Raw genomic sequence first — 19,309 nt, 5'->3', positions numbered from 1 at the left:
CTGCAACGAATCTTGACCGCCACTGCGGCAAATCGTCCCGAAGGTTGCCCATCTTACCTTTAGCCATTCCAAGACAAAGCATGGCTTGGGGATTAGAATGTCGCGCATTCTCTTTTGGTGACAGCGATATGACTGATCAGCGCAAAGGCAGCGATGCCGAACCCACCACTCACTTCGGCTTCAAAAACGTTCCGGAAAGCCAGAAAGCGGAAAAAGTCGCTGAGGTGTTCCACTCCGTGGCCGCCAAGTACGACCTGATGAACGACCTTCTGTCGGGCGGCATGCACCGTCTGTGGAAGCGCTTCGCAATCGAACTGTCGGGCGTGCGCGCCGGCAACCGCGTGCTGGACATCGCCGGCGGCACCGGCGACCTGACCAAGAAATTCTCGCACCTGGTCGGCCCGACCGGTCAGGTCGTTCTCGCGGACATCAACGAATCCATGCTCAAGGTCGGTCGTGACCGCCTGCTGGATGTCGGTGTTTCGGGCAACGTCGAGTTCGTCCAGGCCGACGCGGAAAAACTGCCGTTCCCGGACAACCATTTCGACTGTGTGACCATCGCCTTCGGCCTGCGCAACGTGACGCATAAAGAGGACGCCCTGCGTTCGATGCTGCGCGTGCTCAAGCCCGGCGGTCGCCTGCTGGTGCTGGAATTCTCCAAGCCGACCAACGCGCTGATGTCCAAGGCCTATGACGCCTACTCGTTCGCCTTCATGCCGCTGATGGGCAAGCTGATCACCAACGACTCGGAAAGCTATCGCTACCTGGCCGAATCGATCCGCATGCACCCGAATCAGGAAACCCTGAAGTCGATGATGGTTGATGCCGGTTTCGACCGCGTGACCTATCACAACATGACCGCAGGCATCGTCGCCCTGCACCGCGGCATCAAACCCTGATGCTGCTGACCGGGCTGCTCGCCAGCGTCGAACTCGGCCTCAACCGTGTGCTGCGTCTCGACAGCACGGCGCTGCCAAGACTGGCGCACCTGACCGGCAAAGTGATTGCCGTGGATTGCCGCAGCCCGGCGCTGCAACTGTTCATCCTGCCGAGCGACGAAGGCCTGATGCTGGCATCCCACTGGGAAACCGGCGTCGACTGCACCCTGCGCGCCCCGGCCTCGAGCCTGGTGAAACTGGCCCTGAGCAAGGACAAGACCGCGGTGCTGCACGCACCGGAAGTCGAACTCGACGGCGACAGCGGCGTGCTGCTGGAGCTGGCGGGAGTCCTGCAGGATCTGGAGCTGGACTGGGAGTACGAACTCTCGCGCTGGCTGGGACCGGTCGCCACGCAACTGATCGGCGGTCACCTGCGCAGCCGCGCCCGCTGGTATCAACAAGGATTTGCCAGCCTCAACCAGAATCTCGCCGAATACCTGGCCGAAGAATCGCGCACCCTCGTCGGGCAGCGCGAAGCCGAAGCCCGCTTCAGCGAACTGGACCGGATCAAACTCGATCTGGAACGTCTCGAGGCGCGCTTCGAGCGCCTTTCCCGATCCCTCGACCCAAGCGATAACGCATGAAGCTGCTCGCCGTCCGCCGTCTGTTGCGCATCCAGCGCGTCGTGATCCGCTACCGCCTCGATGATCTGCTGTTCGATCTGCCCTTGCCTTGGTTCCTGCTGGCGCTGCGCTATGTACTGCCGTGGCGCTGGTTCCCGCGCAAGCCGCTGGACCTCAGCCGTGGTGCACGCCTGCGCCTGGCCTTGCAGGATCTGGGGCCGATCTTCATCAAGTTCGGGCAGATCCTCTCGACCCGCCGCGACCTGCTGCCGGAAGACATCGCCGATGAGCTGATGTTGTTGCAGGACCGCGTGCCGCCGTTCGATTCGCAGCTGTCGGTCAAACTGATCGAAGAGCAACTGGGCAAGAAGATCAGCGAAGTGTTCAGCCGCTTCGACGTCGAACCACTGGCCTCGGCCTCGGTGGCGCAGGTACACGCCGCACAACTGAAGACCGGTGAAGAAGTGGTGGTCAAGGTGATCCGTCCGGGCCTGAAACCGGTGATCGCCCAGGACCTTGCGTGGCTGTTCATCCTCGCCCGCGCGGCCGAAAAGGTCTCCGCCGACGCCCGCCTGCTGCACCCGGTGGACGTGGTCAGCGACTACGAAAAAACCATCTACGACGAACTCGATTTGCTGCGCGAGGCGGCCAACGCCAGCCAGTTGAAGCGTAACTTCGAAGGCTCGCCGCTGCTCTACGTGCCACAGGTCTACTGGGACTGGTGCCGGCCGAAAGTGCTGGTAATGGAGCGCATCTACGGGATTCAGGTGACGGATCTGGCGACCCTCGCCGACCAGCGCACCGACATGAAAATGCTTGCCGAACGTGGCGTGGAGATCTTCTTCACCCAGGTGTTCCGCGACAGTTTTTTCCACGCCGACATGCACCCGGGCAACATCTTCGTCAGCACCGTCAACCCGTGGAGCCCGCAGTACATCGCGATCGACTGCGGTATCGTCGGCAGCCTGACCCCGGAAGACCAGGATTACCTGGCGCGTAACCTGTTCGCCTTCTTCAAGCGCGACTACCGCCGCGTGGCGCAATTGCACATCGATTCGGGCTGGGTGCCGGCAGAAACCAAACTCAACGAATTCGAAGCGGCGATCCGTACCGTGTGCGAACCGATCTTCGAAAAACCGTTAAAAGATATTTCATTTGGCCAGGTGCTGATGCGCCTGTTCCAGACCGCGCGCCGTTTCAATATGGAAGTGCAGCCGCAACTCGTGTTGCTGCAAAAGACCTTGTTGAACATCGAAGGCCTGGGCCGTCAGCTGTACCCGGATCTGGATCTGTGGAACACCGCGCAGCCGTTCCTCGAACGCTGGATGCGCGAGCGTGTCAGCCCGAAAGCCTTGATCGGCAACGTGCAGAGCCAGTTCGAACAACTGCCGCACCTGGCCAACATGGCCCGCGACCTGCTCGAGCGCATGTCCCAGCCCCACGCCAACGACCCACCGCCGCCATGGAAAAAGCGCAAGGACGACTGGTTCCTGCGCCTGCTCGGCAGCGCCCATCTGGCGGGCGGCACGATCCTCGCCGCCGGTGGCCCGCTGAATGAACTGGGGCATTGGCCTGCCGGGATCATGGTGGCAGTCGGCTTGTATCTGGTCGTTCGCCGATAGCCAGTTCCGTGATCGGCTGGCACACTGTTTCAACGCCTGAACCCGACTATTGAAGTGTGGGTTCGCTGTCGGAGTCGAAGATGAAAAACTGGCTGGACGAGATCAAGTGGGACGCCGATGGCCTGGTGCCGGCGATTGCCCAGGATCACAAGACCGGACGCGTGCTGATGATGGCCTGGATGAACCGCGAAGCCCTGGAGCTGACTGCGGCGGAAAACCGTGCCATCTATTGGTCACGTTCCCGTGGCAAGCTGTGGCGCAAGGGCGAAGAGTCCGGCCACGTACAGACGCTGCATGAAATGCGTCTGGACTGCGACGCCGACGTGATCATCCTGATGGTCGAACAGATTGGCGACATCGCTTGCCATACCGGCCGTCAGAGCTGCTTCTACCGCGTATTCGAAAACGGCGACTGGAAAACGGTCGACCCGGTCCTGAAAGACCCGCACGCAATCTATTCCGCAGGACACAAACATGAGTGACACCCTGACCCGCCTCGCTCAGGTGCTGGAAGAGCGCAAGGGCGCTGCTGCCGACAGCTCATATGTAGCTAGTCTGTATCACAAGGGCCTGAACAAGATTCTGGAAAAGGTCGGCGAAGAGTCGGTCGAAACGATCATTGCCGCCAAGGACGCCGCCGTCAGCGGTGACTGCAGCGACGTGATCTACGAGACCGCCGACCTGTGGTTCCACAGCATGGTCATGCTCGCCCAGCTGGGGCAGCATCCGCAGGCTGTACTCGACGAACTGGATCGTCGCTTCGGCCTGTCCGGACACGTCGAGAAAGCCTCGCGTCCGTCCGCCTGAACAACTTTTAGAGAGGAACAGCAACATGGGCATTTTTGACTGGAAACACTGGATCGTCATTCTGGTTGTCGTGGTGCTGGTGTTCGGCACCAAGAAACTGAAAAACCTCGGCACCGACGTCGGCGAGTCGATCAAGGGCTTTCGCAAGGCCATGAACGACGACGAGAAACCGGCCGAACCGACCGTCACGCCTGCGCAACCGGTACCGCCGGTTCAGCCGCAAGCCACCGCTCAGGCCAACCCGCCGCACACCATCGACGTGCAGGCGCAGAAAGTCGAAGAGCCGATCCGCAAAGACGTGTGAGCACTGACTAATGTTTGGTATCAGCTTCTCTGAACTGCTGCTCGTCGGCCTCGTTGCCCTGCTGGTGCTGGGCCCCGAGCGTTTGCCGGGTGCTGCACGCACCGCCGGCCTGTGGGTCGGACGGCTGAAGCGCAGCTTCAACGCGATCAAACAGGAAGTTGAACGTGAAATCGGTGCCGACGAAATCCGTCGGCAACTGCACAACGAACACATCCTGTCGCTGGAGCAGGAGGCGCGGAAAATCTTCACGCCACCGGTTCAGCAGGAGCCGACGCCAGTGCAGCCGGCGGCAGACCAGACGCCAATACCGCCTGTCGCAGAGCAAACGATTCATGCACCGGCGAGCGTCGAACACGTCTCTGCCGCAGCCGCTGAAACTGCCCCGGTCATGAAACCGATCGAACCCGTTGCTCCAGCCGCCGGGCCAACCACGCCGGCCCCTCACGACCCTACACTGCCGCCGCGAGCCCCATGAGCGATCTCCCCGAAAACGACCAGCACATGCCGCTGGTTTCGCACCTCACCGAGTTGCGCACCCGCCTGCTGCGTTGCGTCGCGGCGATCTTTATCATCTTCGCCGGGCTGTTCGCCTTCACCCAGCAGATCTACACCTTCGTCTCGACGCCGCTGCGCCAGTACCTGCCGGCCGGCGCGACGATGATCGCCACCGACGTGTCGTCGCCGTTCCTGACGCCGCTGAAATTGACGATGATGGTGTCGCTGTTCCTGGCGATCCCGGTGATCCTGCATCAGATCTGGGGCTTCATCGCACCAGGCCTGTACAAGCACGAGAAGCGTGTCGCGGTGCCGTTGCTGATTTCCAGCATCCTGCTGTTCTACACCGGCATGGCGTTCGCCTACTTCTTCGTGTTCCCGCTGATCTTCAAGTTCTTCGCCTCGGCCACCCCGGCCGGCGTGGAAATGATGACCGACATCACCAGCTACCTCGATTTCGTCATGACGCTGTTCTTCGCCTTCGGCGTGGCGTTCGAAATCCCGGTGGCCGTGGTGCTGCTGGTGTGGATCGGCGTGGTCGACGTCAAATACCTGAAGAAGATCCGCCCGTACGTGATCATCGGCTGCTTCGTGGTCGGCATGATCCTGACCCCGCCGGACATCTTCTCCCAGACCCTGCTGGCCGTACCGATGTGGATGCTGTTTGAAGTCGGCATCCTGTTCGGCAGCCTGGTCAGCAAGCGCGAGCGCCCGGACGAAACCGTCGACGACCACAACGACCAGCCGCCAGCGACCCAGCCATGAACCTGCTGTTGCTCGAAGAGGCCGATTTCATTGCGGCCGACCGCGTCGTGCTGCGTGATCGGCGCCTGACCCACATGCAGGAAGTCCATCGCTCGGAAGTCGGCGACAGCCTGCGGGTCGGGCGCATCAACGGGTTGATGGGCTCGGCCGAGCTGCTGCGCCTGGAAGCGGGCGAAGCCGAACTGCGGGTCACACTCGATCAGCCACCGCCGGCCAAGTTGCCGCTGACCCTGGTACTCGCCCTGCCACGCCCGAAGATGCTGCGTCGGGTGTTCCAGACCGTGGCGACCATGGGCGTGTCGAAGGTGATTCTGGTCAACAGCTATCGCGTCGAGAAGAGTTTCTGGCAGACGCCGTTTCTCGAGCCGGAAGCGATTCGCGAGAATCTGATCCTCGGCCTCGAGCAGGCCCGCGATACTGTGCTTCCGGAAATCATTATCGAGAAGCGCTTCAAGCCATTCGTCGAAGATCGCCTGCCGGCCATCACCGACGGCACCCTCGGCCTGGTCGGTCATCCGGGCAACTTCCCGCCCTGCCCGCGAGCCCTGAGCGAACCGGTGACCCTGGCCATCGGCCCCGAGGGTGGCTGGATTCCGTACGAGATCGACTTGCTGGCCAAGTCCGGCCTGCAACCGGTGCAACTCGGCGATCGCATCCTGCGCGTCGAAACCGCCGTCACTGCCCTGCTCGCCCGCCTGTTCTGAACCGCTCTGGCGCCATTCGGCGCCAGACAAATTGCGTTACAGATTGCCATCATCCAGCCGATACAGTCTCCATAAGTCCAATTAGTGGTCCGAGGGGAGTCGTCGCATGTACCGTTGGTTAGCCGAGAATCTTGGAAACGTCAGCGTCAAACGCAAGCTGGGCATCGGTTTCGGCCTGGTGCTGCTGCTGACGCTGTTGATCACCTTCACCGGCTGGACCGGCATGAGCGGCATCATCAGCCGCGGTGACAAACTCGGCTTCATCTCCAGCCTCAACGAGCTGACCAAGGACCTGCGTTTGGCGCGTCTGGACTATGAAATGCGTCGTGGCGAACAAGGCCCTGGCGCGGTCAACGACCTGCTCGGCAAACTCGACAGCGGCCTGCAAACCGCTCGCAGCCTGATCGAGCAACCGTCGGACGCGGCGAAAGTCGATCAACAACTGGCGGCCGTCGCCGAGTACAAACGCGCCTTCGCCGACATGGTGCAGGCCGGCGCCAACCGCGAAGATGCCCGCAGCAAGCTCGGCGCCACCGCTGACAACGCCGTGGCCAAGGTCGCCGAAGTCGAGAAATCCATGCTGCAAGGCGACAGCGTTGCCCAGTTCAACGCGGTGATCGACCTCAGCAAGCTGATTCAGCAGGCACGCTTCCAGGTGCGCGGATACACCTACAGTGCCAAGGCCGAGGCCGAACAACCGGCCCTCGACGCCATCGACAACGCCCTTAAAAACCTCGAGACCCTGCCGGCCAAACTGCCGGAACAGCACATCGCCAACCTGCAACAGGCTACCGAGTCGCTGAAAGCCTATCGCGCCGCCGTCAGCCAGTTCCGTGATTCGCAGGTTGCCAGCGCCAAGGCCCTTGCCCGCATGTCGACCCAAGGCGACCTGTTGATGGACATCAGCAAGAAGCTCACCGACTCCCAGACCATCGTCCGTGACACCGATGCCGCCAGCGCCAAGAACCAGTTGCTGATCGCCACCCTGCTGGCCGTGGCCTTCGGCCTGCTCGCCGCCTGGGCGATCACCCGGCAGATCATCATCCCGCTGGAGCAGACCCTGAAAGTCGCCGAGCGCGTGGCCGCTGGTGACCTGACCCACAACCTGATCTCCCAGCGTCGCGACGAACTCGGCCAGTTGCAGCGTTCGATGCTGAGCATGACCCAGGGTCTGCGCGAACTGATCGGTGGCATCAGCGACGGCGTCACCCAGATCGCCAGCGCCGCCGAAGAACTGTCGGCCGTGACCGAGCAGACCAGCGCCGGTGTGAACAATCAGAAGATCGAGACCGATCAGGTCGCCACCGCCATGAACGAAATGGCTGCCACCGTGCAGGAAGTCGCGCGCAACGCCGAGGAAGCTTCGGAAGCAGCCGTCGCCGCTGACCAACAGGCCCGCGAAGGCGACAAAGTGGTCGGCGAAGCCATTGCCCAGATCGAACGTCTGGCTGCCGAAGTCGGCCATTCCACCGAGGCCATGGGCGAGCTCAAGCGCGAAAGCGACAAGATCGGCAGCGTGCTCGACGTGATCAAGTCCGTGGCTCAACAAACCAACCTGCTGGCCCTCAACGCCGCGATCGAGGCCGCCCGTGCCGGTGAAGCCGGACGTGGTTTTGCGGTGGTTGCCGATGAAGTTCGCAGCCTGGCCCAACGCACCCAGAAGTCCACCGAAGAAATCGAAGAGCTGATCGTCGGCCTCCAGAACGGCACCCAGCAAGTGGCAACGATCATGGACAACAGCCGCACCCTGACCGACAGCAGCGTCGAGCTGACCCGTCGTGCCGGTGGTTCGCTGGAAAGCATCACCCGCACCGTCTCTGCGATTCAGGCGATGAACCAGCAAATCGCCGCGGCGGCCGAGCAGCAAAGTGCCGTGGCCGAGGAGATCAACCGTAGCGTGTTGAACGTGCGGGATGTATCGGACCAGACGTCGGCGGCGAGTGAAGAGACGGCGGCGTCCAGCGTCGAGCTGGCGCGCCTGGGCACTCACCTGCAAACGCTGGTGGGGCGGTTCAAGGTGTAAACCGCGCAAACAAAAAAATCGCAGCCATTGGCTGCGATTTTTTTTGTCCTGCGTTTAGAGGACTTGCCGCAAAAACGCCTGGGCTCGCGGATCCTTCGGTGCATCGAAGAACGCCGCCGGCGAGGCGTCTTCCAGCAGTTTGCCGTGATCGAAGAACAACACCCGATCCGCCACTTCCCGGGCAAAGCCCATTTCGTGGGTCACGCAGACCATGGTCATGCCTTCCACGGCCAGGTTTTTCATCACGTCCAGCACTTCACCGACCATTTCCGGGTCGAGGGCCGAGGTCGGCTCGTCGAACAGCATGACCTTCGGGTCCATCGCCAGAGCCCGGGCAATCGCCACGCGCTGTTGCTGACCGCCGGACAGACGCGAAGGGTATTCGCGGGCCTTCTGGGCGATGCCGACCTTTTCCAGCAACGCCAGGGCCTTGGCCTCGCTTTCCTTCTGGCCGCGCTTGCGCACGACTTTCTGCGCCAGACAGAGGTTTTCCAGCACGGTCATGTGCGGGAACAGATTGAAATGCTGGAACACCATGCCGACTTCGCGGCGGTAGGCGTTGACGTCGGTTTTCGGGTCGGCCAGTTGCAGACCGTCGATGCTCACCGAACCGGAATCGAATTCCTCCAGACCATTGAGGCAACGCAGGAAGGTCGACTTGCCGGAACCGGACGGACCGAGCACCACCAGCACTTCGCCCTTGGCCACGTTGGTGCTGACGCGATCCACCGCACGCACCACCTGACCCCGGGTGTCGAAGACTTTTACCAGATCGCGGACTTCAATCACTTTGCGCGAGCCTCCGCTCAAGCCGGCTGGCGATTTTCGACAGCGGCAGGTTGATCAACAGGTACAGGCCGGCCACGCAGAACAGGATTTCGAACGGCGAAAACGAGGTGGTGATGACTTCACGGCCGCTTTTCAGCAGCTCGGTAATCGCAATCACCGACACCAGCGAGGTGTCTTTCACCAGACTGATGAACTGCCCGGCCAGCGGCGGCAGCACGCGTTTGAACGCCTGCGGCAACACCACATGGCGCATCGACTGTCCAGCACTCAGACCCAGCGAACGCGCCGCTTCGTTCTGGCCACGGGCAATCGACTGCACGCCGGAACGGATGATTTCTGCCACGTAGGCGCCGGTGAACAGCGACAGCGCGGCGATCCCGGCGAACTCCCGGGACAGGTTCATCACCGTGCCGATGAAGAAGTAGAAAATGAAGATCTGCACCAGCAGCGGCGTGCCGCGCACCAGTTCGACATAGATCGTCGACAGGTCGCGCAGGGTCGGGTTGCTCGACAAGCGGCACAGCCCGGTCGCCAGACCGATCAACAGACCCAGCACGCCGGACACCACCGACAGCCAAAGCGTCGTCCACAGGCCCCACAGCAGCGGCCCCGCCGCCCAATGCCGGGTTACACCCACGACGTCACCTTCGGCCACATCATCGCCCTGAGCGAATTGCAGGCTGTTTTCATCGACGGTCAGGTGCTGCTCGTCACCGGCATCGTTACGCAGGGTGACCTGCGCGCTGCCGCCCTTGCGCACCAGTTCGCTGACGGTGGAAATGTCGGTGGCGCGCTGGGTTTCCTCGGCCTGATAGGCGAAGTACTGCGGCACGCGGTTCCAGCGCCATTCGTAGGACATCAGCGACGTGGCGTAATACAGCGCGCCAGCCAGGCCGACCAGCACCAGCACGGTCAGCGCGTGCCAGGGCCATTGGGCTTTTTTCTGTTTCATGGGTTTAGCGAAATCCGAAAGTTGTGTCGCCGGGGAAGCCGCTATCGCGAGCAGGCTCGCTCCCACAGGGAAACGCATTCCAATGTGGAAGCCCGCCTGCTGGCGATGGGCGCGACGCGGTCAGTCCGACCAGCGCTTATTCCATGTCCTTGAGCCACTCGGTGCTCTTGAACCACTTGTCATGGATGCGATCGTAGGTGCCGTCTTCGTGGATCTGGTGCAGGAAGTTGTTGATGAAGTTGAGGCTGTCGTAGTCACCCTTCTTCAGACCGAAGGCCAGCGGCTCGTAGGTGAACGGCTTGTCGAGGAACACCAGCTTGCCGGCGCCGACCTTGTTCACCGCGACCACGTTGTACGGCGCGTCGTAGATGAAAGCGTCAGCCTTGCCGTTGACCACGTCGAGCACGGCTTCCTGCTCGTTGTCGTAGCCGTGGTACTTGGCCTTGGCGATCAGCTTCTTGGCGACCATTTCACCGGTGGTGCCGAGCTTGGAGGTGATGCGGTAGTCGGCGGTGTTCAGGTCTTTATAGGACTTGATGGTGCCTTCCAGCTCCTTGCGGATCAGTAGGGTCTGGCCGACCACGATGAACGGTTCGCTGAAGTTCAGGCGCAGGTTGCGTTCCTGGGTCAGTGTCATGCCGCTGCCGATCATGTCGAACTTGTCGGTCATCAGCGCCGGGATGATGCCGTCGTAACCGGTCGAAACCAGTTCCAGCTTGACGCCCATGGCCTTGGACATGGCTTTGAGGATGTCGACTTCGAAACCGATGATCTCGCCGCGCTTGTTGGTCATCTCGAATGGCATGTAGGTCGGGTCCATGCCGACTTTCAATGTGCCGCGCTTGACCGCATCATCGATTGCGCCGGCCTGCGCCGCATTGACTGCAACCAGTGCCGTGACGCCGACCAGCAGCATCGACAGATACTTCTTCATCTTCAAGTCCCCAAAACCATTGCGTTTGCGGCGCGAAAACCGACAGAGGTGGACAAGATTGTCCGGGTGCGCCAATTCGGGGACGGATGCTAACGCACTCGATTTTTTGCACAAGGTTTAATGGACGATTTGTTTAACAATCAAGGGCCGGGCTGAGGGGCTTCTTTATCGAGAACAAAAAAAACCCCGCTTTCGCGGGGTTCTTCATCAGGCCGGTTGCGCCTGCAAGCTCACAGGCTTGAGCGGCAGCAGCGGCGCATGGGGATCGGCTTTCACCGAGGCCCGCCAGGCGTCCAGCCACTCGGCGTGACCTTCGGCCCACACCTGCTCGTGCAGGCGGGCCAGGGCGACCGGGTCGCTCAGCAGTTGCAGGCGATCATGGTTATTCAGCCCGGCCGGGCCGACCTTGATCGCGTGACGCACACGTTCCTGACGCAGCCATTCGATCGGCTCGGCCTCACCGTGACGCGAGGTCGCCAGTGAGCACGCCAGGGCGTTCTGCTGCGGATCGACCACGGCGCGGATGAAGCCGTCGTTCAGCGCGTGCCAGCGGTTTTCGTGGGTGTACTGATCGGTGGCCAGCAGTGCCTGTGGCGGATTGTATTCCTCGGGGATGAGGAACAGGCTCTCGTCGCGGGATTTGAGGCCCAGGCCCACACGGCTGGAAATCACCGACACCGGAATCGACAGCATCAATGAGCCGACGATCGGCACCAGCCACCACAGGAAGCTCGGGTTCAGCCAGATCACCAGCAGCGCCCAGAAGAAGCCCAGCAGGGTCTGCGGACCGTGACGCTTGACCGCTTCACTCCATGGCGTGGAGTCGTCATCACGCTGCGGCGAGTTCCAGGTCGCGGCCCAGCCGAGGAACGCGGCGAGGACGAAACGGGTGTGGAAAATCATTCGCACCGGCGCCAGCAGCATGGAGAACAGCATCTCCAGCAGCATCGACAGGGTCACCTTGAACTTGCCGCCGAACTCTTTCGCGCCCTTGGCCCAGATCAGGATGATGCTCAACAGTTTCGGCAGGAACAGCAGCACGATGGTCGTCGAGAACAGCGCGATCGCCTTGTCCGGGTGCCATTGTGGCCACAGCGGATAGAGCTGGCGCGGTTCGAGGAAGTACTGCGGCTCCATCAGGGTGTTCACCGCCAGCAGCGCGGTAGACAGTACCAGGAAGAAGAACCACAACGGCGCCGACAGGTAAGACATCACGCCAGTCAGGAACACCGCACGGTGCACCGGGTGCATGCCTTTTACCAGGAACAGGCGGAAGTTCATCAGGTTGCCGTGGCACCAGCGACGGTCACGCTTGAGCTCGTCGAGCAGGTTCGGCGGCAGTTCTTCGTAACTGCCCGGCAGGTCGTAGGCAATCCACACGCCCCAGCCGGCACGGCGCATCAGCGCGGCTTCAACGAAGTCGTGAGAGAGGATCGCACCAGAGAACGCACCCTTGCCCGGCAACGGCGCCAAGGCGCAGTGGTCGATGAACGGTTTCATGCGGATGATCGCGTTGTGACCCCAGTAGTGGGATTCACCCAACTGCCAGAAGTGCAGGCCGGCGGTGAACAGCGGGCCGTAAACGCGAGTGGCGAACTGCTGCATGCGTGCATACAGCGTGTCCATGCCCGAAGCGCGCGGCGCGGTCTGGATGATACCGGCGTCCGGAGTCGCCTCCATCAGGCGCACCAGACTGGTCAGGCACTCGCCGCTCATCACCGAGTCGGCGTCGAGCACGACCATGTACTTGTAGTCACCACCCCAGCGACGGCAGAAGTCGTCGAGGTTGCCGCTCTTGCGTTTGACGCGACGGCGACGGCGGCGATAGAAGATCTTGCCGAAGCCCTTGGCTTCACGGCAGACATCCAGCCAGGCCTGCTGCTCGGCAACGCAGATATCGGTGTCGTTACTGTCACTGAGGACGAAGAAGTCGAAACGGTCCAGATCACCGGTCGCCGCGACCGACTCGAAGGTCGCGCGCAGACCGGCGAACACCCGAGGCACGTCTTCGTTGCAGATCGGCATCACCAGCGCGGTGCGCGCATCTTTCGGGATCGGCTCGTTGCCAGCGCTTTTACCGGAGATCCGGTATTTATCGTGACCGGTGAGCAACTCGAGGAAGCCCATCAGCGCGGTCCAGAAACCCGCTGACACCCAGCAGAACAGAATCCCGAACATGATCAGGATGCTGGTCTGCAGCGCATACGGCAGCACTTGCGTGGCGGTCTGCAGCAGCGGTTGATGCAGGACTTCTTCCAGATCGACGAACGACCAGCCCTGGTACGGCATGATGCCTTTCATGTACCAGCCGGCGACGATGGTCTGGCCGAGCATCAGGATCAGCAGGATGTAGCGACGGATCGAACCGACGGTGCGCCAGCGGGCGGCCGGCAGCACGTTCTGGTCTTTCGGCGGCTGCGGCGGATTGGTCCGGCCGGTCAGCCGACGCCAGCCACGCACCAGAATGTTGGTGCGCCAAGGCTCCGGCACGACTTTGGTCCGACGGATCGGCGGCGTGGCCTTGAGGCTGACCCGGCCGCTGGCGTCGAGCACCAGCATTTCCGCGTCTTCCAGCTCTTCGGCAGTGCTCAGGGTCAGGCGCTTGCCCACCGAAGCCTGGGCGGCTTCGGTCGGCGCGTCGAACGTCGAGGACGACAGGCGTTGATGCAATTCGCTGAAGGACTGGCAGCCCGCGAGTTCCGCGCGCTGCTCGTCGGTCATCGGCAGATGTGCCAGATACTCGGACAGAGTCTCTGGCTGTACTTGAGAGTTACTCATCGGCAGGCAACTGATAGCTCCAGGTCTCGGTCAGGACTTCTTCAGTCGAGGCCGATTCCGGTGTGGCTGGGGCCGCGTCCGCAGCGGCTGGCTGCTTGGCGTCTTTGTTGGCCTTGTCCTTGGCGTCTGTCGCTGGCTTGGCGTCGGCCTGTTTGGCTTCGGCGGCCTTGGCTTCCTTGTCGGCTTTCTCCTGTTGCTTGGCGGCGACCTTGTCGGCCTTGGCAACCGAGGAGTTGGAGGCCGGCAGCGAGGTCTTGGCCAGATCGGCCGGAACGATGTTCTGCACCAGTGCGGCACGCATCTCGGTCGACTTGCTCGCGTCCTTGATCTTCATCCGCAGGGTCAGGCGCCAGCCCTTGGTTTCAGGGTTGTAGCGCACGCTGTTCTCGACCAGTTCGGCGTTGTCGCCGACGCTGACCTGGCTGCGCACGTCCGCATCCGGGGCCAGGGCCGCCAGGGACGGGCCTTCGAAATCGACCAGATAGGCCACGCTGCCATCCGGCTGACGGATCAGGTTCGACTGCTTGACGTCACCGGTCGAACGCAGAGTCTGCTTGACCCAGGCGCTGTCCGGCGCGTGAATCGCCGCTTCGTCCATGGTCCAGTGCATGCGGTACGCGAAGTCCAGCGGCTGGCCTGGCTCCGGCAGTTTTTCCGGGTTCCAGAACGCAACGATGTTGTCGTTGGTTTCGTCGGCGGTCGGGATCTCGACCAGATCGACGGTGCCTTTACCCCAGTCACCCTTCGGCTCGATCCAGGCGCTTGGACGCTTGTCGTAGCGGTCGTCGAGGTCTTCGTAGTGGCTGAAGTCACGGCCACGTTGCAGCAGACCGAAACCACGCGGGTTTTCGACGCTGAACTGGCTCACGGCCAGATGTTTAGGGTTGTTCAGAGGACGCCAGATCCACTCGCCATTGCCGGCATGGATCGACAGACCGCTGGAGTCGTGCAGTTCGCGGCGGTAGTTGAGCACTTTCGACGGCTGGTTGGCACCGAACAGGAACATGCTGGTCAGCGGCGCGACGCCGAGCTTGCCAACTTTGTCACGCAGGTACATCTGGCCTTTGACGTCGACGATGGTGTCGCTGCCCGGACGCAGGATCAGACGGTAGGCGCCGGTGGCGCGCGGCGAATCAAGCAGGGCGAAGATCACCAGGTGCTTGTCACCCGGCTTCGGCTGCTGAATCCAGAACTCGCGAAAACGCGGGAATTCTTCGCCGGACGGCAGAGCGGTATCGATCGCCAGGCCACGGGCCGACAAACCGTAGGTGTGCCCCTTGCCGACGACACGGAAGTAGCTCGCGCCCAGCATGGTCATGATTTCGTCTTGCTTGTCAGCCTTGTTGATCGGGTACAGCACACGGAAACCGGCATAGCCCAGTTGTTCGGTGGCCTTTGGATCGAACTGCAGATCGCCGAAATCGAAACGGCTCGGATCGTACTTGATCTCTTCGACGGTGTTCGCAGTGATTTCGTTGATTTTCACCGGCGTATCGAAGTGCATGCCCTGATGATAGAAGGACAGCTTGAACGGGTTCTTCTGGTCGGCCCATTCGGCTTTTTCGGTGCGGAAACGAATCTTCTGGTAGTCCGCGAATTTCATGTCACGGAATTCGTTCGGCAGGTTGCTGCGCGGGGCTTCGAATTTCTGCCCGGCCAGCTCTTTGGCCTTGGCCGACACATCGTCAAGATTGAATGCCCAAAGCTGGCCGGCGCTGAGCAGGCAGAGCACTGCCGAGCCCGCTACCAGAGCGCTGCGCAAGCGTTTGGCAGACAATTTTGCTGCATTACAGGGACTAACAATCACGAGCAACCCTCGCCGAAAACAGATCAATAAACCAACGGCCAGATGAAGTGCCTGTGAGGTTTTCGGTACAAAAATACCGGCCTTGCAGGGCACCCTTGCCAAGTTGGCGAGCATTGTTCCGACTCCGCTGGGGCAAAATGATTCCCCAATCGGATCCGGACAAGTCTCTACCTAAGTCAAAATGGACCAACGAACGCTGATCCCCGTAGCGCGCGATTATCTAGTAGCCCGCGTGACAACGCATCAGGGGTAACAAAGTATTTATCGCGAAAATTCCCTGTTTTCAGTCGAAAAGCCCTTAAAAACTTGTTTCAAGCGCTTTCATGTCTGTAACAGGAAGGTTACCGGGCCATCGTTGACCAGGTGCACCTGCATATCCGCGCCGAATCTACCTGATGCCACAGTGCCATGCATCTGTTTCGCTTTGCTTAATAGATAGTCGAACAATTCCTCGCCCAGCGCCGGAGGGGCGGCGGTCGAGAAACTCGGACGCAGCCCGCTTTTGGTGTCGGCAGCCAGGGTGAACTGAGAGACCAGCAGCAGCCCGCCGCCCACATCCGCCAAAGACAGATTCATCTTGCCCTCGGCGTCACTGAATACTCGATAGTTAAGCAGCTTATGCAGAAGTTTGTCGGCGCTGGCCTGCGTGTCGTCGGGTTCGACCGCCACCAGCACCAGCAAACCCTGATCGACGCTGCCGACCACCTCCCCCGCCACTTCGACCCGCGCGCCTTTCACGCGCTGCAAAAGCCCCTTCATGCTTCTTCGGGCGGCAGATCGAGCAGGCGCCGGGCCATTTTGCTGGCGGCGCGTACCAGCGCGTCGGTGATACCCGGTTCGGAGGCGGCGTGGCCCGCATCGCGGATCACCTGCAGCTCGCTGTTCGGCCAGGCCTGATGCAGCTCCCACGCGTTGTCGAGCGGGCAGATCACGTCGTAGCGACCGTGGATGATCACGCCCGGCAAATGAGCAATCTTGCCCATGTCACGAATCAGCTGGTTCGGTTCGAGGAAGGCGTTATTGGTGAAGTAGTGGCACTCGATCCGCGCAATCGACAAGGCACGCTGCGGCTCGGAGAAACGGTCGACCACCAGCGGGTTCGGGCGCAGGGTCGCGGTGCGTCCTTCCCAGGTCGACCAGGCCTTGGCGGCATGCATCTGGGCGATCTGATCGTTGCCGGTCAGGCGTTTGTGGAAAGCGCTGAGCAGGTCGTCGCGCTCATCCAGCGGGATCGGCGCGAGGTAGTCCTGCCAGTAATCGGGGAACAGACGGCTGGCACCGGCCTGGTAGAACCATTCGATTTCCTGCGGGCGGCAGAGAAAGATCCCACGCAGGATCAGACCATGGACGCGCTCCGGGTGGGTCTGCGCGTAAGCCAGCGCCAGGGTCGAACCCCAGGAGCCGCCGAACAGCACCCATTTATCGATGCCCAGGTGTTTGCGAATGCGCTCGAGGTCTTCGACCAGATCCCAGGTGGTGTTGTTTTCCAGGCTGGCGTGGGGGGTGGAGCGTCCGCAGCCACGCTGGTCGAAGGTGACGATGCGATACAGGTTCGGATCGAAGTAGCGACGGCTCTGAGCATCGCACCCGGCACCGGGACCACCGTGAATGAACACCACCGGCAAACCTTCCGGTGAACCGCTTTCGTCGACGTACAGCGTATGGGTGTCGTCGACGGCCAGATCGTGCCGTGCGTGAGGTTTGATCTGCGGAAACAAAGTCTGCATTGCGCGCTCCGTAAGGGGTCGAGGTCATCCCTGGGGGGACTTCTATTATTCTGCCGTCCGGCATCATAAACCCGATTTACGTCAATGAGCATGCCCGCACGCTGTCACATTTTGTCAGCCATGAACCCCAGCAGGTTTTCGTAGAGGCGATCGACTTCGGCGACCTGATGCCGCGCCCGCAGGCAGCCGTGCACCAGCCCTTCGCCGTAATACAGCGTGGCCTCGCCCCCGGCGGCAGACAGTCGTTCGGCGTAGCGCACACCGTCGTCGCGCAACGGATCGAACTGCGCCACAGCGATCCAGGCCGGGGGCAATCCGCTGAAGTCATCGGCGAGCAGCGGCATGGCCCAGGCATTCGGTTTTGGCGTGCCGCGCAGGTACAACGCGTGATAACAATCCACGTCGCTGCTGGAGAGTAACGGCGCATCGGCGCATTCGCTGCGTGACGGCAGATGCTCGTCACCGCCCAGTCCGGGATAGATCAGCACTTGGGCACTGGGCAACGGCTCGCCGGCATCGCGCAGAGCCAGACACAACGCAGCGGCGAGATTGCCGCCGGCACTGTCGCCGGCCACCAGCATCCGCTCGGGCTCGAAGCCGAACGATCCGCTGCGCAGGGCACGCCAGACACTCAGGCAGTCGTCGAACCCGGCGGGAAACGGATGCTCCGGCGCCAGCCGGTAATCCACCGCCACCACCATCGCCCCCAGCATCATGGCCAGTTCGCAGCAGATGAAGTCGTGGGAATCCAGTCCGCCGACTACCCAACCGCCACCGTGCAGATACACCACGCAGGGCGGTGACACCACGGGTGGGCGATAGGCGCGAACCGGCACCGCCCCCAACCGAAAGTCTTCCACCTCAAGCCCTGCCGGCCGCGGCGGGGTGAACGCCCGGCACATCTCGTCATAGCCCCGGCGCAACCCGGCCAAGCTGCTGTCATCACTGGCGAAGCGTTCGGTTCTGGCGACAAACGCCGCCATCGCCGGAGAAAGTGGATAAGTGCTCATCAGTTTTTCAGGCTGGCCTGAACCGTGGCCACGCCGTCCTTGCCATCAAAACTGCTGACACCCGCCAGCCAGCGCTGCAAATCTTCCGGATGCTCGCGCAGCCAGTTCTTCGCCACTTCCTGCGGTGTCTTGCGCTCCATGATCGGTACCATCAACTGACTTTCCTGAGCGGCGGTGAAGGTCAGGTTCTCCAGCAGTCGATGGACGTTCGGGCAGCGCTCGGCGTAATCCGGCGAAGTGACGGTCGATACGGTGGCAGCACCTTCGTTCGGGCCGTAGACGTCTTCGCTGCCGGTCAGGTAGGTAATTTTCATGTTGATGTTCATCGGATGCGGCGTCCAGCCGACGAACACCACGAATTCCTTGCGGTTCACCGCCCGTTGCACGGCGGCGAGCATTCCGGCCTCACCGGATTCGATGATCTTGAAATCCTTCAGACCGAAATGGTTGGTTTCAATCATGGTCTTGATCGTGGTGTTGGCGCCGCTGCCGGGTTCGATGCCGTAGATCTTGCCGCCGAGCTGATCCTTGAATTTCGCGATGTCGCCAAAGGTTTTCAGCCCTGCCGCTGCGACGTAGTCCGGCACTGCCAGGGTTGCCTGGGCATCGGCCAGGCTTGGCTTGTCCATCACTTTGACTTGATTGGCAGCGAGGAACGGCGCGATGTTCTTGTCCATCGCCGGTTTCCAGTAGCCGAGGAAGATATCGAGGCGCTTGTCGCGGATGCCGGCGAAGATGATTTGCTGCACGGCGCTGGTCTGCTTGCTTTCATAACCGAGGCCATTGAGCAGCACATCGGCCATGCCGCTGGTGGCGATCACGTCGGTCCAGTTGACCACGCCCATGCGCACGGTTTTGCAGGAAGCATCGTCGGAAGCCATGGCGCCGGCGCTGAGCAGCGCACTGCCGGTGAGGATTAACGCACAACGAGTGAACAGTTTTTTCATGTGGGATCGTCTCGTGCGGCAGCGGTTTATTGTTCGGATCGGTGTCTTCTTGCACCGTGGCCGAAACATTACGCAGCAGGCGAAACGGAAAAGCGACCTGTGGCGACCGGGATTTGCACGGTGGCGACTGTTTGGCTGCGCCCC

Annotated in this window: 19 protein-coding genes; 10 read left to right on the top strand and 9 right to left on the bottom strand. The window is 61.7% G+C overall.

The window, feature by feature from the left end; translation table 11 throughout:
• Window positions 1-128 precede the first annotated feature (128 nt).
• The 10 genes from ubiE to NH234_RS02815 all read left to right on the top strand — a co-directional run bounded on the left by ubiE (window position 129) and on the right by NH234_RS02815 (window position 8,221).
• The gene (ubiE, locus tag NH234_RS02860; RefSeq protein ID WP_007952418.1) at window positions 129-899 is read left to right on the top strand and encodes a bifunctional demethylmenaquinone methyltransferase/2-methoxy-6-polyprenyl-1,4-benzoquinol methylase UbiE; all 771 of its coding nucleotides are present in this window, start codon (window positions 129-131) and stop codon (window positions 897-899) included.
• Window positions 899-1,522, top strand: a complete 624-nt coding sequence (locus NH234_RS02855; protein WP_085732555.1) for an SCP2 domain-containing protein — start codon at window positions 899-901, stop codon at window positions 1,520-1,522. Before ubiE ends, NH234_RS02855 begins: the two co-directional genes overlap by 1 nt.
• Window positions 1,519-3,123: a ubiquinone biosynthesis regulatory protein kinase UbiB gene (gene ubiB / locus NH234_RS02850; RefSeq protein ID WP_085683997.1), complete on the top strand. Its 1,605-nt coding sequence runs from the start codon at window positions 1,519-1,521 to the stop codon at window positions 3,121-3,123. Before NH234_RS02855 ends, ubiB begins: the two co-directional genes overlap by 4 nt.
• 80 nt (window positions 3,124-3,203) lie before the next feature.
• The gene (gene hisI, locus NH234_RS02845) at window positions 3,204-3,605 is read left to right on the top strand and encodes a phosphoribosyl-AMP cyclohydrolase (RefSeq protein ID WP_007909357.1); all 402 of its coding nucleotides are present in this window, start codon (window positions 3,204-3,206) and stop codon (window positions 3,603-3,605) included.
• Entirely contained in the window at window positions 3,598-3,930 is a 333-nt protein-coding gene (locus tag NH234_RS02840) for a phosphoribosyl-ATP diphosphatase (protein ID WP_007952422.1), read from the top strand. The genes hisI and NH234_RS02840 overlap by 8 nt, the downstream gene beginning before the upstream one ends.
• A gap of 25 nt (window positions 3,931-3,955) precedes the next feature.
• The gene (locus tag NH234_RS02835; RefSeq protein ID WP_085732554.1) at window positions 3,956-4,234 is read left to right on the top strand and encodes a twin-arginine translocase TatA/TatE family subunit; all 279 of its coding nucleotides are present in this window, start codon (window positions 3,956-3,958) and stop codon (window positions 4,232-4,234) included.
• A gap of 10 nt (window positions 4,235-4,244) precedes the next feature.
• Window positions 4,245-4,709, top strand: a complete 465-nt coding sequence (tatB, locus tag NH234_RS02830) for a Sec-independent protein translocase protein TatB (RefSeq protein ID WP_367255590.1) — start codon at window positions 4,245-4,247, stop codon at window positions 4,707-4,709.
• Window positions 4,706-5,494: a twin-arginine translocase subunit TatC gene (gene tatC, locus NH234_RS02825; protein WP_065261773.1), complete on the top strand. Its 789-nt coding sequence runs from the start codon at window positions 4,706-4,708 to the stop codon at window positions 5,492-5,494. The genes tatB and tatC overlap by 4 nt, the downstream gene beginning before the upstream one ends.
• A complete protein-coding gene (locus NH234_RS02820; RefSeq protein WP_085732552.1) occupies window positions 5,491-6,198 on the top strand; it encodes a 16S rRNA (uracil(1498)-N(3))-methyltransferase in 708 nt (235 codons plus the stop codon). The genes tatC and NH234_RS02820 overlap by 4 nt, the downstream gene beginning before the upstream one ends.
• 106 nt (window positions 6,199-6,304) lie before the next feature.
• Window positions 6,305-8,221: a methyl-accepting chemotaxis protein gene (locus tag NH234_RS02815; RefSeq protein ID WP_367255589.1), complete on the top strand. Its 1,917-nt coding sequence runs from the start codon at window positions 6,305-6,307 to the stop codon at window positions 8,219-8,221.
• Window positions 8,222-8,275: 54 nt separating this feature from the next.
• On the opposite strand, the gene NH234_RS02810 is transcribed toward NH234_RS02815, so the two are convergent.
• From NH234_RS02810 to NH234_RS02770, 9 genes are all read right to left on the bottom strand, one after another.
• A complete protein-coding gene (locus tag NH234_RS02810; protein ID WP_085732550.1) occupies window positions 8,276-9,010 on the bottom strand; it encodes an amino acid ABC transporter ATP-binding protein in 735 nt (244 codons plus the stop codon).
• Window positions 9,003-9,962 carry an amino acid ABC transporter permease gene (locus tag NH234_RS02805; protein ID WP_367255588.1) on the bottom strand — a complete coding sequence of 320 codons (960 nt, stop codon included), beginning with the start codon at window positions 9,960-9,962 and terminating at the stop codon, window positions 9,003-9,005. The genes NH234_RS02810 and NH234_RS02805 overlap by 8 nt, the downstream gene beginning before the upstream one ends.
• Window positions 9,963-10,098: 136 nt before the next feature.
• Window positions 10,099-10,896 carry a transporter substrate-binding domain-containing protein gene (locus NH234_RS02800; RefSeq protein WP_065260936.1) on the bottom strand — a complete coding sequence of 266 codons (798 nt, stop codon included), beginning with the start codon at window positions 10,894-10,896 and terminating at the stop codon, window positions 10,099-10,101.
• Window positions 10,897-11,103: 207 nt separating this feature from the next.
• The gene (gene mdoH / locus NH234_RS02795) at window positions 11,104-13,674 is read right to left on the bottom strand and encodes a glucans biosynthesis glucosyltransferase MdoH (protein WP_085732548.1); all 2,571 of its coding nucleotides are present in this window, start codon (window positions 13,672-13,674) and stop codon (window positions 11,104-11,106) included.
• Window positions 13,667-15,481, bottom strand: coding sequence for a glucan biosynthesis protein G (locus tag NH234_RS02790; protein ID WP_085732791.1), 1,815 nt, complete (start codon window positions 15,479-15,481; stop codon window positions 13,667-13,669). Before NH234_RS02790 ends, mdoH begins: the two co-directional genes overlap by 8 nt.
• 321 nt (window positions 15,482-15,802) lie before the next feature.
• Entirely contained in the window at window positions 15,803-16,240 is a 438-nt protein-coding gene (gene dtd, locus NH234_RS02785; RefSeq protein WP_065260939.1) for a D-aminoacyl-tRNA deacylase, read from the bottom strand.
• Window positions 16,237-17,208 carry a prolyl aminopeptidase gene (gene pip, locus NH234_RS02780; RefSeq protein WP_007952436.1) on the bottom strand — a complete coding sequence of 324 codons (972 nt, stop codon included), beginning with the start codon at window positions 17,206-17,208 and terminating at the stop codon, window positions 16,237-16,239. Before pip ends, dtd begins: the two co-directional genes overlap by 4 nt.
• A gap of 104 nt (window positions 17,209-17,312) precedes the next feature.
• The gene (locus NH234_RS02775; protein WP_367255587.1) at window positions 17,313-18,218 is read right to left on the bottom strand and encodes an alpha/beta hydrolase; all 906 of its coding nucleotides are present in this window, start codon (window positions 18,216-18,218) and stop codon (window positions 17,313-17,315) included.
• Complete coding sequence (locus NH234_RS02770; protein ID WP_085732546.1) at window positions 18,218-19,165, bottom strand: choline ABC transporter substrate-binding protein; 948 nt, start codon at window positions 19,163-19,165, stop codon at window positions 18,218-18,220. The genes NH234_RS02775 and NH234_RS02770 overlap by 1 nt, the downstream gene beginning before the upstream one ends.
• Window positions 19,166-19,309: the final 144 nt, after the last annotated feature.

The sequence above is a fragment of the Pseudomonas sp. stari2 genome, assembly GCF_040760005.1.
Taxonomy (GTDB): Bacteria; Pseudomonadota; Gammaproteobacteria; order Pseudomonadales; family Pseudomonadaceae; genus Aquipseudomonas.
Note: the sequence above shows the minus strand (reverse complement) of the source record. Positions and strands in the feature narration are given on the sequence as shown.